Source organism: Chitinophaga filiformis (genome assembly GCF_023100805.1).
GTDB classification, from domain to species: domain Bacteria; phylum Bacteroidota; class Bacteroidia; order Chitinophagales; family Chitinophagaceae; genus Chitinophaga; species Chitinophaga filiformis_B.
On sequence record NZ_CP095855.1, the window covers coordinates 3,106,499 to 3,121,898 of the forward strand.

Here is a 15,400-nt window from a genome sequence, read left to right on the forward strand (position 1 = left end):
TTCATTTTAAGCTAAGATCTACTAATTGTCCGGCTACTGATCATCTTGTTTTATTTTTTTACTATACTTAAATGATTGTATTATGAAGAAGAGCCAGTTTAATACCAGTCTGGTCTATGAGAACAAAAATTATATTTATAATGCATTCAGCAATAAATTCATTGCACTAGACCCCACTATTGCTGAAATTTTAGCGACTATCAGAACGCCGGAGAATATAGAAGAACTTTCAGCATATCACCCAACGTTATATAGTTCGCTTTACAGGAACGGATTTTTTGTAGATGATGAAGTGGATGAGGTGGAAAAAGTGAAAGAACTGAGTGCTAAGGTCGATAAGAACGATACGCATTTTGAATTGATCGTGAATCCAACCATGAACTGCAATTTCAAATGCTGGTATTGTTACGAATCGCATGTTAAAGGATCGAAAATGAATAAAGAAACGGTTAATAAAACCTGTTCTTTGATCGCCAATATCATTGAGTCTAACCCCAATCTTAAATCTTTTCATATTTCCTGGTTTGGCGGAGAGCCACTCATGTATTATCGTGATGTGATCGAACCTATCATGGATTTTGCGGAAGATTTCTGTGCCATTCACAATATTTATCTTGACTGTCACTTTACTACCAATGGGTTCCTGCTGACAGACGAGATTATCCAATCATTGAAAAAATATACGATCACCGGTCTCCAGATCACGCTGGACGGCAATAAGGAAACACATAATACCGTAAGGTATGTCAGTGCTACAAGAGGTTCCTACGATACCATTGTCAGCAATATCGTGAAATTGTGTGAGAACGATTTTCACGTGGGTATAAGGGTGAATTATACCAGTACCAATATGGATGGTTTTGAAGAGGTTTTTGATGACCTGTGTGCTATTTCTAATGAGAAAAGGCACCTGGCCACCATCGCATTTCACAAAGTATGGCAGGTGAGTGAAGACCAGGTAATGGCCGACAGGGTAAGAAGCCTGATCCGCCTGGTGAGAGACATTGGCTTTGTGGCCGAAGAGGGCGCAGTTCCCGATAGTGTCAGGCATTCCTGCTATGCAGATAAAGTTAATAACGCTACAATAAACTATAACGGCGATATCTATAAATGTACTGCACGAAACTTTGCACCAGATGCCAGGGAAGGCGTGCTGAAAGATGATGGTAGCATAGAATGGAATTCAAAATTCCATAAGCGGATGGATATCAAATTCAAGAATAAACCCTGCCTGGAGTGCCCTATTATGCCACTGTGTAACGGCGGTTGCTCACAACACGCTTTGGAAAATGAAGGAAAAGATTATTGTGTATACGATTTTGATGAGGAGAAGAAGAAGGAAATAGTAATGAAAAAGTTAATGAATCTCATCGATAAAAGGAACAGCAATGAATACAGCCACTCATAGCATAGCCAACGACGACTTTTTTTCCGCCATATATTCCAGGGAGATCCTGGCAAAGGTTGCATGCGGGGAGGAACTATCGAAATACGATTATTATGAGTCGGTTTTTCAGAACGCTTTAAACCTGGCAAAGCGCAAACAACTGGAGGAGAGTATCAGGGTTTTTGAAGAGGGCGAGAGGATGCTAGAAAAGGAGGAGAAACGATCAGACCTGGGCGCTGTTCTATCAGATACTTTGTATCCCAAGAAAGCCTACCTGTATTATAAGTTAAAGCGCATGCCGCTTGCGCGGCTGCTTACCTATAAATCGATCATTACGAATGAGGGGCTGAAGCGATCCCGCGGATTTAATTTCCTGGTATTTATTCAGACACAACAATATCACAACATCGCCCGGATCTTTTTTGCTGAATCCAAATTAAAAGAGGGCATTCAGCTGAGTTACCGCTTGATATGGTTCCTGCTGACGAAAGAGTCGGCCGGAGTAAGATACCTGGATACAATTGAGCATCCGGTAGTGGAGGAAGAATCGCAGGTGAGGTGTGCTATGACCTACCAGGTGCTGTTTGAATTGTTAGGGATACTGGCCAGAATGAAGAATAATGTGGCGTTTTATGTGAAATCCCTGATCGTTTTCCTGAAAGAGATCATTCAGTATTTCGATGTGTGTAACGACAGGGAAGAAACACTTAAGAACTTTCTGATTGTATTATCAGGTATAGATCTTCATGACCGGAGCCATTATATCAACGCTGCCAATCATTTTTTACAGACTTCAAAGGATATGTTTCCTAATACTGAAAAGGTTATTAAGTTATTCTATTGATCAGGGTAATATTAACACAATAAATCAGTTGAAAAATGAAGAAGCTAAAAGATCTGTTTACTAAGAATACCACCCCGGCATTGGAGCAATGCACCGCTTTTGCGATAAAGAATGAAGAGTCGGATACGGTGTACGGAGGATTTAAGGAATATAAGCCTCCTATCTATGAGCAGGATGATACTACTAACTGTTCATACAAAACGAACGACTTGTTAATCGATATTAATCAAACTAAATAAGTGTGTCATGTCACAGAAGAAAAAAAACAAAAAAGACAAATCCAAAGACAAGAAGAGCCGCATCGTGGATATTGATAAGCTAAAGTCATTTGGCATTATTAAAGGTGAGGGTGAAGGCGAAGGTGATGAAAATATAGAGGAAATTGACGGGGATAATGTTACCGGTGGCAAAACCGATGATGATACCACAGTCGATACGCATTGGCCTACCGGCAGGGAGTAAGGAATGGCTGAATGCGGCAACTGATTTTAAAACTCCAATGCAATGGCTCTATTTAGTAAAAAATATAAGTTTTATAAACAGTTGGACTATATGGATTGTGGTCCGACCTGTTTACGTATGATTGCTGCCTATTACGGTGAAGAGTATTCACTGGATTACCTGCGTGCAAATTCATACATCACTAAGAACGGTGTCAGTTTACTGGGATTAAGTGAGGCTGCAGAGAAGATCGGGTTCAAAACGATGTCTGCAAAGTTAACTTATGATCAGCTAACCGGAAATGTGCCGCTGCCATGTGTGCTGCACTGGAACCAGGAGCATTACGTGGTATTGTATGCGGTGGAAAAGAAGAGTATTTTTCGCCCGGTAGAGCGGATCGTCATTGCAGATCCCGGCCATAACCTGGTAAGGGTAGACAGGGATGTGTTTGAAAAGTGCTGGATCAGTTCTGCCGACAAGAAAGGTATTGCCTTATTAATGGAGCCTACCCCGGAATTTTACCGGAACGCAGAGGAGGTACAAACTGTGAAGACCGGATTTGGTTTCCTGGTGGGCTATCTAAGGCCCTATAAGCGTTATTTTGTTCAGCTGATACTGGGAATGCTGCTGGCGAGCCTTATCAGTATGTGTTTTCCTTTCCTTACCCAAAGCCTGGTCGACTTTGGAGTGAGCCGTAAGAAGATGAACTTTATATACCTGATCCTGCTCTCCCAGTTGCTGCTTTTCCTCGGGGGAATAGCGGTAGACCTTATCAGGAACTGGATCCTCTTGCATATCAGCACCCGGATCAGTATCAGTATTATCTCGAATTTCCTGATCAAGCTGATGAAACTACCCATTAATTTTTTTGAGTCAAAAAATGTGGGAGACATTACGCAACGTATCAATGATCATAGAAGGATTGAATCTTTCCTGACAGGGTCCACGCTTAGCACGCTGTTCTCCATTATCAACCTGTTTGTGTTCTCTTTTGTCCTGTCCCTTTATAATACAAAATTGCTGTTGGTATTCGCGTTGGGAAGCGCCTTATCCATTTTTTGGATCTCCATTTTTCTTAAGAGAAGGAAGAATATCGATTATAATCGTTTTCAAAGAGCCAGGGAGAATCAGAACAGCTTGTTTGAAATTATAACAGGCATGCAGGAAATTAAGCTGTATAACAGCCAGAAAGCAAGGCGCTGGGAATGGGAGCGCATTCAGGCGAAACTGTTCAAAGTAAATATCAAGAGCCTCGCACTGGAACAATACCAGGGGATAGGCGCTTCTTTTTTCACGCAGCTTAAGAATATTGTCATCAGCTATTTGGCCGCCAGGCTGGTAATAGAGCAACAGATCACGCTGGGCGTGATGTTGAGTATTTCCTATATCGTAGGGCAGATGAATAGTCCGCTGGACCAGATCATTTCATTTATAAAGAATGTTCAGGATGCAAAAATAAGCCTGGACAGGCTGAATGAGATCCACAGCAAGCCCGAAGAAGAGACCAATGAGGACCTTATCGGGTACAATGAAAATAAGTGGCCGAGGGAACCTGTGAATAGCTCGGATGCGTTGTATTTAAGCCATGAGCTTTTTACCAGGAGCATCAGGAGGAACACCGGTGATGGCATTACTATTTCCAATGTTTCTTTCAGATATGGATCGCCTAAAAGTCCGCTTGTGCTGAAGAACGTCAGCATGCATATTCCAAAAGGAAAAGTTACGGCTATAGTGGGCGCAAGTGGCAGCGGGAAAACCACTTTACTGAAATTGCTGCTGAAATTTTATCCGCCTTCCGAAGGGCAGATCCTGGTCGATGAAGTTAATCTTCAGGATATATCCGCCCAGTTATGGCGTAATAACGTGGGAACGGTTATGCAGGATGGCTTTGTTTTTTCCGATTCCATTGCGCGGAATATCGCAGTGGATGGAGAGCGCATCCAGGAGGAGAAGCTGTACGAAGCGGTGAGGATAGCCAATATGCATGAGTTTATTGCGAAGCTGCCTTTAGGGTTCACAACAAGGATAGGTAACTCCGGATCTGGTTTGAGCGGCGGACAGAAGCAGCGTTTATTTATAGCCAGGGCTGTATATAAAGATGCGAAGTATTTATTTTTCGATGAAGCCACCAGTGCGCTTGATGCGAATAATGAAAAGGTCATTATGGAAAACCTGAACCAGTTTTATAAGGGCAGGACCGTGGTGGTAATAGCGCATAGGCTGAGCACTGTTAAAAATGCGGATCAGATCATAGTGATGAAAGATGGCGAGGTGGTGGAAGAAGGACATCATACAGAGTTGACCAGGACCAAAGGCTATTATTTTGAATTGGTTAAAAATCAATTGGAATTAGATGTAGCATAAATAGTAATAATATGCCAGAGAATAATCAATCTTTTGAGATCAGGAGTAATGAAATGGATGAAGTGGTGGGGAATATTCCCGGATGGATCATCCGTTGGGGGATCAGTGTTTTATTTGCTGTGGCTATACTGGGTTTACTGATAGCCAACCTGATACGTTACCCTGATATATTGCAGGCTACGGTGCTGATGCAGAGTGAAAACCAGCCAGGGAAGGTAACCATAAGAAGGACGGACGAAAATTCTAATTTTAAGTTTAACTACCTCGTGAAAAGTGGCGACGAGGTGACTCCTGGCGATACCCTGTTGACACGATATGATCCGAAGGAAGCTAAGAACTATTACACGATCACTCCTATGGCAGGTAAGATCTATATCACAAAGGGTATAGATGAAAAGAATACATTGGACCAGATCATATGGGTGGTACCTAAATCGTCCAAGGCTGAGATAAAGGTGAAGTATAACAGTAAGCGTGCGGGTAACGTCAAGGTAGGGCAGGCTGTTAAAATAGAGCTGTCTGACTTTCCAAGTAATGAGTATGGATTTTTGGAAGGAACTATTTCTTCCATTCTCCCTGTACAGATGGATGGCGAGCATCTGGCCTATGTAGAGCTGAACCAGCAAAAGATCGTTACTTCCGAGAAAAAAGAGATACCTATTTTACCGGTGATGGAAGGAAGTGCTGAAATAGTGCTGAGCGACAGGAGTATTTTTCAGAGAATTTTTGGAAGTATGTTTAATTGATCCCTGGTGTATCCTGTTTTTGAGAATTTATATTTATTGCATATATTGGTTACTGGTAACCCATTTCAACCATATATATTATCTGCAATCCAGTACTTAAGAATAATATGCAGGAAGGATCCTTTAAAGATTATGGTAAAGTTGTTGTAAGAACGCCACTATACTCCTACCGGCGTTTATTTGACGAGCAGCACAACACACTTGATCTTGACGGGCTTGTACTTACCATGTTGGGCGATCCTGTATTTGTTGAAGGCCTCTACTGGAGTTCCCCGCAACTGCATGAAACAGTGCTGGCGTTTAAAAATGGACATCTTGATACTTCCCGGCAACAGAAACTGATGCATACTTTAAAAAAGTATGCTATTCGTGCAAGTACACGGTCTACTCCTTATGGTATTTATGCAGGATGCGCCCTGGCCGGTTTGGACGGTCAAGAGGCTCCTGTCGATAATGCCAGTGTGCGAAAGGTGCGCATTGATATGGGCTTGCTTCAGCAGATAGTAAGGAAAATAGAAAAGCATCCCGACTTGTGGGTGCACCTTCGGTATAAGGTAAACGACTCTTTATACCGTATTGCCGGCCAGTACCGTTTTATAGAGGCCATTGAGGAAGAAGGCAAATTTCAGTATCAGATCAGTTCTGTTGACCAGACAGCGGTGCTGGAAGAGCTCATTGCTTTTGTACGCCAGCATGCGGCTGTTACTATTGGCGATATGTATGCTTTGTTTGGTGAAGACAATACCTATGAAGAGTTTGAATCGTTTGTGGGAGAGCTGATCGAAACGCAGCTATTGGTAAGTGAATTACAGTTAGGATTGACTGTTGAAAATGAGATAGGGCGTATCCGGGGCGTGCTGGAAAGAGTAGCGGAACAAGCTGTTACAACAGCCAGGGGCTTTATTGACTTGTTCGAAGAGATTCAAAAAATACTAAGCAGATTTGAGGACCTTCCCCTTGGTGTTTTACCGATCGATGATATCCATCATCTGGAAATGGTATTAAAGGGGTTAAATATAGAAGTGGCACAACGCCATATTTTCCATGCCGATCTTAAACAACCAGCCTCCGCTCCATTTACCCTCCCCGGCACCGGGTTAAGGGAAATCGAAAAAGCCATTTCCATATTAAGCAAGCTTTCGCATGCTGCATCTCCGGTGGAAGTGCAGCTGGAGCGTTTTAAAAAGAGGTTTGTCGAAAAGTATGAAACGCAGGAAGTGCCATTGGCTGAGGTATTAGATCCTGAATTCGGTATTGGATTTCCTGCTACTGACAACATTGGTAACGTGGCGCATAACTCCCTGGCGGAAAGGATGAATTTACCTGCTAAAAAAAAAGCGGGCAAAAGAGCCGGTGAGTGTAATGCCTGGCTGCAGGATAGGGTGGAATGTTGGGACAGAGAGACCTTGAGGAAAGGCATCCGGCTGCATGATAAGGATTTTGAAAAGCTGGAAGACAAATCATACCAGCTTGCCAATTACTTCACCGTAATGGGTACCTGCATTCCTTCCGGCGATGTGTTGTTGCAGCATATCGGAGGTGCACATTCGAATATACTATTGGGAAGATTTGCACACCTTGGCGAGGATATGAGCGCTTTTTGCAGCGCACTTGCCCGGGATGAAATGAAGGCCAATGAACACGTTATTTTTGCGGAGATCATACATATTCCTGAGGGTAGGGTAGGTAATGTAGCCAGAAGAGAACCTTTTTTCCATTATGAAATTCCGTTCCTGGGCGCCAGTGCTATGGAGAGCGACAGGCAGCTGACCATTGAGGACATGATGCTTTCTATTCAACGGGACGAGATTATTCTCCGCTCGCGCAAATGGAACAAGCGTATAGTGCCGCGACTGTCTAATGCCCATAATTATGCAAACAGTGCTGTTGCAGTATATAAATTTCTGGCAACGCTGCAGTACCAGGGAAAGTCCGGCTTCGAGATCAACTGGGGATCCTTGTCGCAGTATAAACGTTTTCTACCCCGTATCAGTTATAAGCAGTTCATTTTGCATCGTGCTACCTGGACCTTGCGGGAATCTGATATACGGGATATCCTGGATGCTGATGATCAACTGGCAGCACTCAGGCTGTTTTTATCCAGGTGGGAGGTAGCGAGATTTGTATGTTTCTGTGAGGGCGATAATGAGCTATTCATGGACATTGAGAATGATACTTATTTACAGGTACTGCTGAAAGAGATGCGGGGATGTAATACAGTAAAACTGGCGGAATGGTTATTTGATAATGAGGCATCTGAACAAAGCAGCAGTGGCGAGCCCTTTGCACAGCAGTTCATACTTCCCCTGGCAAAGCGGAAGCCGGTGAAAATACATTCATGCAGAAAGGATGGGGACGACAAAATACAACGTGCTTTCGAGCCGGGCAGCGAGTGGGTGTATTTTAAAATATTCTGTGGAGCGAAGGCATCGGATAGGATCTTATCGGAGGCGATAAAACCTGTTATCGATTTCCTATTGCAGGAGCAGGTGATCGACCAGGCTTTTTTCATTCGTTATACGGATCCGCATTATCACATCAGGTTCCGCCTGCACTTGAGGCATAATGAAGGGGGAGGGCAGTATGCTGCTGCCACAAAGTATATTTATAATATATTGCATCCGTATCTGGAAGACAAGCTGGTATGGAAGGTACAGCAGGACACTTATCAGCGGGAAATAGAAAGATACGGAGAGGGCGATATGTTGCTGACAGAAACGGTTTTTTTCCACGATAGCCTTTCGTTTCTTTCCTGTATAGGAGAGGAGGATTTTGAAGATGATCAGCAGATAAGGTTTCTGACATCCATTAAAAATATGGATAACTGGTTGTCTTTATATGGGATGTCAATACCCGAAAGGGTCGCTTTCTGTACTGAGATGTCTGAGGCTTTTGCCCATGAATTTGGACGGGATGTAAAACGGCAATTGAATGTGCAATATCAGGAATGGAGAAAGCCGATAGCGGAGTTTTTGAACGGGGAACGTTTTAACGGGGTATTTGCCGAAAGAGCTGCAAAGTTGAGGCATGTGAAATTGCCTTTAGACAATATTTCAAGTTACATACATATGAGTATGAACAGGTGGTTTGCTACCGAGCAACGCTTAATGGAATATATGGCATATTATTTTTGCGGAAAGTATTATAATCAAATCGTGCATCAGAAAAATGGAGCGCAGTAACGAGTTTTCAATATATCCGAATCAGTCAGCGAAGCAGCTATTGCATATTTTATACTGGGTGGTCATGTTATTTTTCATCATGGCTATTACGTCCTACTCTTTCAAAGCCAGTATGTTTAATACCGAAAGTATGCTCTTTTCCTGCAGTGTACTATGCAATACCATGTTGATCCATTATTTTGTTTGTTATTTCGGTTTCAGGCATGTCAGGAAAAAGCGATGGGCTTTAATTATAGTGGACATTCTGGCTATATATTTATTGTCTTTATTTATAACCACCTGTTCTTTGACCCTATTGAAGTATGTGCGCCCTGATAATACGGTTATTGCCCGGTTGTACAAGAACTTTGCGGTGAATAGTTTCGACAAGGTTTTTAATGGTGAATTGCTGCTGTGGATACTTTCATTAATAATATGGTTTAACACTGTTGGGATAATTATAAAAATAGTGAAGGATTTCCACGAGAGTTCCCTGGAAAAGCTGGCCATTGCCCAGGAGAAGAATTCTATGGAAATAAGCTTTCTGCGGGCGCAGATACAGCCGCATTTTTTATTTAATACCTTAAACAGCATATACGGGTTGATCATTCATAACGAGGAGGCGAGCAAGGTGGTCATCCAATTGTCCAATTTACTGCGTTTTTCCCTGTATGATAGTGCAAAGGAGCATATTACACTTAGAGAAGAAATTGAATTCCTGAGTAATTACCTCTTGCTTGAAAAAATGCGCTATAAGGAAAGCAGGGTGCAGATCGAGTACGATTTTGAGCGGATAGAGAACAAAGAAAAAATCATTAAACCCTTAATTTTAATTAACTTTATTGAAAATGCGTTTAAACATGGAATAAATGCTACCATAAAAAACGCATGGATAAAATTATCTATGACGGAGCAGGAAGGCATTTTGACCTTTCATTCTGCAAACAATAAACCCATTGCAGCCTCCGGCAAAAGGAATAATGAATCTGCCGGTGGTCTTGGACTTAAGAATGTGCGACGCAGACTGGAGTTGGAATATCAAACGCGCTACAGCCTGGATATAAAGGAAACGGAAGATGTTTATGAAGTGTCCCTGATCTTAAAGTTGTAACCTATACCCTTTTTTAGCCTTTTACAATGAAAGTCCTGATAGTTGATGATGAACCCATAGCCCAGCAAATACTGGAGAATCTGTCCAGGAAAGTAAGCTATTTAAACATTGTAGGTATTTGCGACAATGCGATCGTTGCATTGGAATCGATACAGGAGTTGCAACCGGACCTGATCTTTCTGGATATACAAATGCCGGAAATGACGGGACTGGAGATGTTGCGTATTCTCCGCCAGAAAAATATACTGGTTATATTTACAACCGCTTTTCATGAACATGCCCTTGAAAGTTATGAATTGGATGCGGTAGATTATCTGCTTAAACCTGTTGCATTTGAGCGCTTCCTCAAAGCAGTCACGAAGGCAAGTGAACTCTTTAAACTAAAGCAAATACAGCAGCAGCAGGTCATCAATGTTGCCAGAAATGGCGAGAGCAAAAACTATGTATGGGCAAAGGAAGGCCGTAAGCGAGTGCAGATATGTATAGAGGATATTATCCTGGTGCAGGCCTTAAAAGACTATATGGAGTTACAGTTGCCGACCGGGAAAGTTATTTTGAACATCACTATGAATAAAATAGAGGAATTGTTGCCTCCCCCTTTTTTTCTACGCGTTAACCGCTCCTGCATTGTTCGTAAAAGCGCTATTAAGTATATCCAGGACATGCATATAGAAATTAACCATCCCACGGTTAAAAGAATCCCCATTGGTCCTACTTATTGGGAGGATGTGAAAAAACATATCGTGGAGTTATTTTAAGTTGTGATCAGCAATTTAACATAATGAATTGTTACTCCTGCCTTTGTCGAAAAACAGTTGTGCTTGGTCGATTGGATTATGTATCTTTTTCATAAAAGCGAAACTTCGGATTAAATAATCATTAATCCTAAAACTAGCGCTATGTCAACCAAGAAACTCCAAATCAAAAAACGTGTCGTTTGTAAGTGCAAAGCAGAAGAACGGCCTGTACTTCCTAAAAACAACCGTGACGCTAAAACAGCTCCTGACACCACTGTTACTATTCCTCCTACTGGTTTTACTACTTTTTGATTGCTGAGTAGGCTGATATCTGCCTGACACTTATACGACTAGTTTGATGGCTATGATGCCGCATTTTTCCTCCAATTTTATCGCCTTACTTAGAAAGCAATTGAACAAAGCGCCGGGGACCATCTCCGGCCTTTGTTTTTATATAGAGAACTCCGGCCATCAAGGCTTTCGATTTGTAATGAATAAGTTGTTTGGATGGATCAGGATGCATCCTGACAGCGGTATGTGAGGCGAACCTGTTTATCCGGAACGCATTGATCTGTTGTGGTGAAAACGGATTTATACGGACGATTCGCCTGAGCTATATATTGGTCATTGCGCGGGTTCTGTGAAACCAGTATTTAAATGGTTTCCGTCCGCTGTAGAAAATCCTGGATGAAGCGCCTGATCATGTATACGATCTTCTTATGTAACCAGTCAATGGTCGGCAGATCCCTGTTCATTGAAATGTATTCCAGCGCTTTTCCTTCCAGTCTTTGCTTTAGCTTATCGGCATATCTTTGTATCCACAACTGGAAAATGTTCTCATTGCTCCGTCTGTCTACGTTTTTGACAGAAAAAGAGAATTCTACATATGTTGAGTTGACAAAAGCTAATGCCGTCTCGTCAAAATCAGTAAGGAGTGTTTCGCTTTGGCTATACATATACATATATTTTAATTTAATGATGAAGGACCGATATTTTGTGGTGGGCTGGAGGAATATTATTAACCGATTGGTAGTAGTATGTATTAGAAGAGGACGGGTACAATGGTGGAACCTGATACTGGTGAATGAATGGTCTATTGAAGGATCCACAACGGGGTGTCCTTGTTTTCACCATATAGCATGATCTCATCTTCATTCATTTCCAGGCGAAACAGGCTGTCGTTCACAATTTGCTTTAATGCCTGAAGATAGAAAACCCCATCTAACATATGAATGACAAAAGGAACATTTGCGCGGCGGTCTAAAAAAACATTGCTTTCGCAGAATCTGAATTTATGTTGCCCTGTTTTTTCATAATAGGACTTGCTGTATAGCTTTGTGTATATGTCGCTTACTGTCATCATTGAATATTTAGGTTATTGGAAAGGGGGGAGATATTCCCCCTTTCATTATTATAATTTACCAACGGTTGTTGTAAGAAGACCTGTTGTTTTTCTCCTCTCTGGGCCTGGCTTTACTAGCTGATATTGCTTTCCCGTCAAAGGACGTTCCATCCATTTCCTGAATAGCTTTTTCTGCTTCTGCATCGTTAGGCATGCTAACAAAAGCAAATCCTCTGCTGCGGTTCGTGAATTTATCCATGATCACATTTGCGGAACTAACGACGCCGAATTTGGAGAATTGATTCTTTAAATCCTCACTTACTACATAAGGACTCAGATTAGACACATAAATATCCATGTCTTTTAAGTTTTTTATTTGAAAAGAGTTCGATTGAGGTAACGCAGGTGGTAAAAAAGAAGGCTACGGAAGGAAACTTGCTTACTAAGTGCAGATAAACTCAAACATTGTATCCTATTAAAGGTATGGAATATTAGTATGGCATCCTAATTAATTATTTCTTTACCGTTGATTCGGAGGAATACAGGAACGGCTCTGCCGGCTCGTTGCCTGTACCTTACCATGACGCCGTTTTGCAGGGTTAACCCGGCTATTGTGACTTTGTATTCGTACCTTACGGATATGAAATGTAACGAAGAGGAAATGGCGGTCTTTAAAAAATGTATCGCTTTTCTTAATGATATAGGTGTCCAAACATCATTCAGGAGCATTGGTGACGATAGTTTCCTGCCAGGATTCCTGATCGAGAATGGTATGGTTGTTATTGATATGGATCTGCTGCAGTACCCGGGGGATATTCTGCATGAAGCCGGCCATATCGCAGTAGTGCCATTCGCGGACCGTTCACGTCTGAATGAGAAGGCCATCATTAAAAGGAGGGACAGGGAGGCGGAGGAGGTGATGGCAATAGCGTGGTCATATGCGGCATGTATACACCTGATGATAGATCCTTCATTTGTTTTTCATGAGGATGGTTACCGGGGCGGTAGCAATAGCATAATGGATAGTTGCAGCAGGAACGAATATATGGGAATGTTTATGTTACAAAGCCTGGGTATGGCCACAGATAACAAAGAGGCCGCTCGTGGCGCGTCGACTCCACGCATGATAAAATGGTTACGGGAATAACCGATCTGCGCCGGGCATAATGGTTTCCCGGGCGTTTGGAAATACATCCTGTAAAATTTCCGGCACATTTTCACGGTTTTAACTACTTTTACGGGCAAAGCGGACGCTGGTTCAGGAACATCAGTAAGGCGGATGTGCGCTGATGTCCCGAATGTTCGAAATTATATGCAAACCATTGATAATGAGAGCCAAAAAAGAGAATGTACGAGAGGTATTTCCTGCAACTATTGACAGACTGATAGAGCGGGCACAAGACGCCGGTAAAACCCTGACCGATACGGATATTGCGGCGGAACTAGGCCTTCCTATAGAAACATTTAAGATCTACTATCAGAAGGACAAGGCGCCAGCCGAAATTTTTGACCTGATGCGAAAGAAATTCAAACAGTTTATTGGCACACTATACATTGAACGTGTAGTGCTTACTGATGAATTTGTTGAAGATGATGTAGATGATGAGGATTAATAAAGTGAAAAGGGCGTAAGCCCGTCTATACAGATTTATTCCACTTGGGAGACACCCCGAAGATGTCCTGATGTTGCCCTAATATGTTCCGCTGTAAAACCTCAGGGCTGTCTGCATATCCGGTATCGATGGTGACGTACCAGTATATATCCAGGACTTCAATATTTTCCCTGATCATTTGTTTTTTCCAGGCAATATGTGCCGGTTTTTTACCAAACCTTTGGCCATTGATGATTTCATTTTTCAGGCCACTTAGCCCTTTCTCTCTGGGGGAGAAAGTACCATCTTTTTGAATTTTTCCCGAATGTCCAATGTAGATCAGCTCAATTCTCCCTCTTTTTAAGGCATAAACGACAAACACGCCCTCTTTATCCGCAGGTGCATTGCATTCTTTTTGCAGGTCCTGTTCCGGCTTAAGGAAGAAATGGTCCTGTACTTTGTATTTATCTAAAATGTCAAACATAGCATGAAAATATAGTATTTATCCGGACTATTTATACAGCAAGGTCCGTCTGGGGAGCAAATGTTGGCAGATAAACGATAGATCAACCCTTTTTTTTGAGTGCCGGAGAGGAGACATTACCTGAAATTGTGCTATCATTACCTGATTCTGTTTATTGATGATCCGGCTTTACTTTCATCTCTTTGCATTGATTAAAGACATTGAAATGAGAATAGTAACGTTAGAGGAACATGTATCATTCCCAGAAATGACAGCACTTTTGCCGGAAGGCATCCTGGAAAACAGGAAGCAATCGGCCGCCGCTTTGCATATGCAGCAACAACTGGCTGACGTCTCAGGTGAACGGCTCAAGTCGATGAAGGCGGCCGGTATATCCATGCAGGTGCTTTCGGTAGAGAACGTAGATGTTTACCTGTTGTGCGGCAATCAGGCGCGGGACTTCGCCGCAAAATATAATGATCTGCTGGCAGATCGGATCAAAGACTATCCCGAAGCATTTACGGCATTTGCACTGCTGCCAATGACGGCACCTGAAGCCGCGGCTGATGAATTGGAGCGTACTGTGAGAACATATGGCTTCCGCGGCGCGATGATCAGAGGACTCATAAATGGAGAATTCCTGGATGCACCCAAATTTGCTCCTGTTTTTGAACGGGCGGAAAAATTGGGTGTTCCCATTTATATTCATCCCGGTATCCCGCCGAATGACGTTATCAATGCTTATTACAGCAATATAGGCGATAGCATAGGACCTAATGAAGCTATTGCCTGCTATGGCTGGGGATGGCATTCGGAAACCGCGATACATATACTGCGTCTTTTACTTGCAGGCACTTTCGATACCTATCCGCAATTAAAAATGATCATCGGTCATATGGGTGAGATGTTGCCGGCGATGTGGGCGAGATCGGACCGTGCCTTTCGACCTGGCAATGGTGGAAAAAACAAAAGAACACTTATTGATACTTTCCGGGAGCAGCTTTATATCACTACCAGCGGTATGTTTACACAACCGCCCTTACAACTTGCCCTGGACACCCTCGGGATAGATAATATATTGTTTTCGGTAGATTATCCTTTCAGTAGTAACCAGATGGGGATAGACTTCTTGCATAACATTTCCCTTTCTGCCGACCAGGTAGCCCAAATAGCCCACGGAAATGCAGATAGATTACTGGGACTGTAATGTAT

17 protein-coding genes are annotated in these 15,400 nt (G+C 42.5%); 13 read left to right on the top strand and 4 right to left on the bottom strand.

Going from position 1 to position 15,400, the window contains the following annotated elements:
* The first annotated feature begins 82 nt into the window (after positions 1-82).
* From MYF79_RS12475 to MYF79_RS12520, 10 genes are all read left to right on the top strand, one after another.
* The gene (locus MYF79_RS12475) at positions 83-1,408 is read left to right on the top strand and encodes a radical SAM/SPASM domain-containing protein (RefSeq protein WP_247814184.1); all 1,326 of its coding nucleotides are present in this window, start codon (positions 83-85) and stop codon (positions 1,406-1,408) included.
* Entirely contained in the window at positions 1,389-2,231 is an 843-nt protein-coding gene (locus tag MYF79_RS12480) for a hypothetical protein (protein ID WP_247814185.1), read from the top strand. Before MYF79_RS12475 ends, MYF79_RS12480 begins: the two co-directional genes overlap by 20 nt.
* 35 nt (positions 2,232-2,266) lie before the next feature.
* Complete coding sequence (locus tag MYF79_RS12485; protein WP_247814186.1) at positions 2,267-2,470, top strand: hypothetical protein; 204 nt, start codon at positions 2,267-2,269, stop codon at positions 2,468-2,470.
* A 7-nt stretch (positions 2,471-2,477) separates the two neighbouring features.
* Entirely contained in the window at positions 2,478-2,693 is a 216-nt protein-coding gene (locus tag MYF79_RS12490; protein ID WP_247814187.1) for a hypothetical protein, read from the top strand.
* Between the two features lie 42 nt (positions 2,694-2,735).
* Complete coding sequence (locus tag MYF79_RS12495; protein WP_247814188.1) at positions 2,736-5,036, top strand: peptidase domain-containing ABC transporter; 2,301 nt, start codon at positions 2,736-2,738, stop codon at positions 5,034-5,036.
* An 11-nt stretch (positions 5,037-5,047) separates the two neighbouring features.
* Positions 5,048-5,782, top strand: a complete 735-nt coding sequence (locus tag MYF79_RS12500; protein WP_247814189.1) for a hypothetical protein — start codon at positions 5,048-5,050, stop codon at positions 5,780-5,782.
* Positions 5,783-5,889: 107 nt separating this feature from the next.
* Entirely contained in the window at positions 5,890-8,964 is a 3,075-nt protein-coding gene (locus MYF79_RS12505; protein ID WP_247814190.1) for a lantibiotic dehydratase, read from the top strand.
* A gap of 286 nt (positions 8,965-9,250) precedes the next feature.
* Positions 9,251-10,054, top strand: a complete 804-nt coding sequence (locus MYF79_RS12510) for a sensor histidine kinase (protein ID WP_247814191.1) — start codon at positions 9,251-9,253, stop codon at positions 10,052-10,054.
* A 26-nt stretch (positions 10,055-10,080) separates the two neighbouring features.
* The gene (locus MYF79_RS12515; RefSeq protein ID WP_247814192.1) at positions 10,081-10,812 is read left to right on the top strand and encodes a LytR/AlgR family response regulator transcription factor; all 732 of its coding nucleotides are present in this window, start codon (positions 10,081-10,083) and stop codon (positions 10,810-10,812) included.
* Between the two features lie 141 nt (positions 10,813-10,953).
* Entirely contained in the window at positions 10,954-11,103 is a 150-nt protein-coding gene (locus MYF79_RS12520; RefSeq protein ID WP_247814193.1) for a hypothetical protein, read from the top strand.
* Positions 11,104-11,444: 341 nt separating this feature from the next.
* Here the strand turns inward: MYF79_RS12520 and MYF79_RS12525 are convergent, their stop codons facing one another.
* From MYF79_RS12525 to MYF79_RS12535, 3 genes are all read right to left on the bottom strand, one after another.
* Positions 11,445-11,747: a hypothetical protein gene (locus tag MYF79_RS12525; protein ID WP_247814194.1), complete on the bottom strand. Its 303-nt coding sequence runs from the start codon at positions 11,745-11,747 to the stop codon at positions 11,445-11,447.
* 137 nt (positions 11,748-11,884) lie between these two features.
* Positions 11,885-12,154, bottom strand: coding sequence for a hypothetical protein (locus tag MYF79_RS12530; RefSeq protein ID WP_247814195.1), 270 nt, complete (start codon positions 12,152-12,154; stop codon positions 11,885-11,887).
* 55 nt (positions 12,155-12,209) lie between these two features.
* Positions 12,210-12,491 (bottom strand): RNA recognition motif domain-containing protein, encoded by a 282-nt coding sequence (locus MYF79_RS12535; protein WP_247814196.1) that lies wholly within the window; start codon positions 12,489-12,491, stop codon positions 12,210-12,212.
* A 282-nt stretch (positions 12,492-12,773) separates the two neighbouring features.
* Here MYF79_RS12535 and MYF79_RS12540 point away from each other — a divergent pair, with 282 nt between their 5' ends.
* The gene (locus tag MYF79_RS12540; protein WP_247814197.1) at positions 12,774-13,280 is read left to right on the top strand and encodes a hypothetical protein; all 507 of its coding nucleotides are present in this window, start codon (positions 12,774-12,776) and stop codon (positions 13,278-13,280) included.
* A gap of 181 nt (positions 13,281-13,461) precedes the next feature.
* Entirely contained in the window at positions 13,462-13,746 is a 285-nt protein-coding gene (locus MYF79_RS12545) for a hypothetical protein (protein ID WP_247814198.1), read from the top strand.
* 25 nt (positions 13,747-13,771) lie between these two features.
* On the opposite strand, the gene MYF79_RS12550 is transcribed toward MYF79_RS12545, so the two are convergent.
* A complete protein-coding gene (locus MYF79_RS12550; RefSeq protein ID WP_247814199.1) occupies positions 13,772-14,209 on the bottom strand; it encodes a hypothetical protein in 438 nt (145 codons plus the stop codon).
* A 205-nt stretch (positions 14,210-14,414) separates the two neighbouring features.
* On the opposite strand from MYF79_RS12550, the gene MYF79_RS12555 reads away from it, so the two are divergent.
* Positions 14,415-15,395 (top strand): amidohydrolase family protein, encoded by a 981-nt coding sequence (locus MYF79_RS12555; protein ID WP_247814200.1) that lies wholly within the window; start codon positions 14,415-14,417, stop codon positions 15,393-15,395.
* The last annotated feature ends 5 nt before the right edge of the window (positions 15,396-15,400 follow it).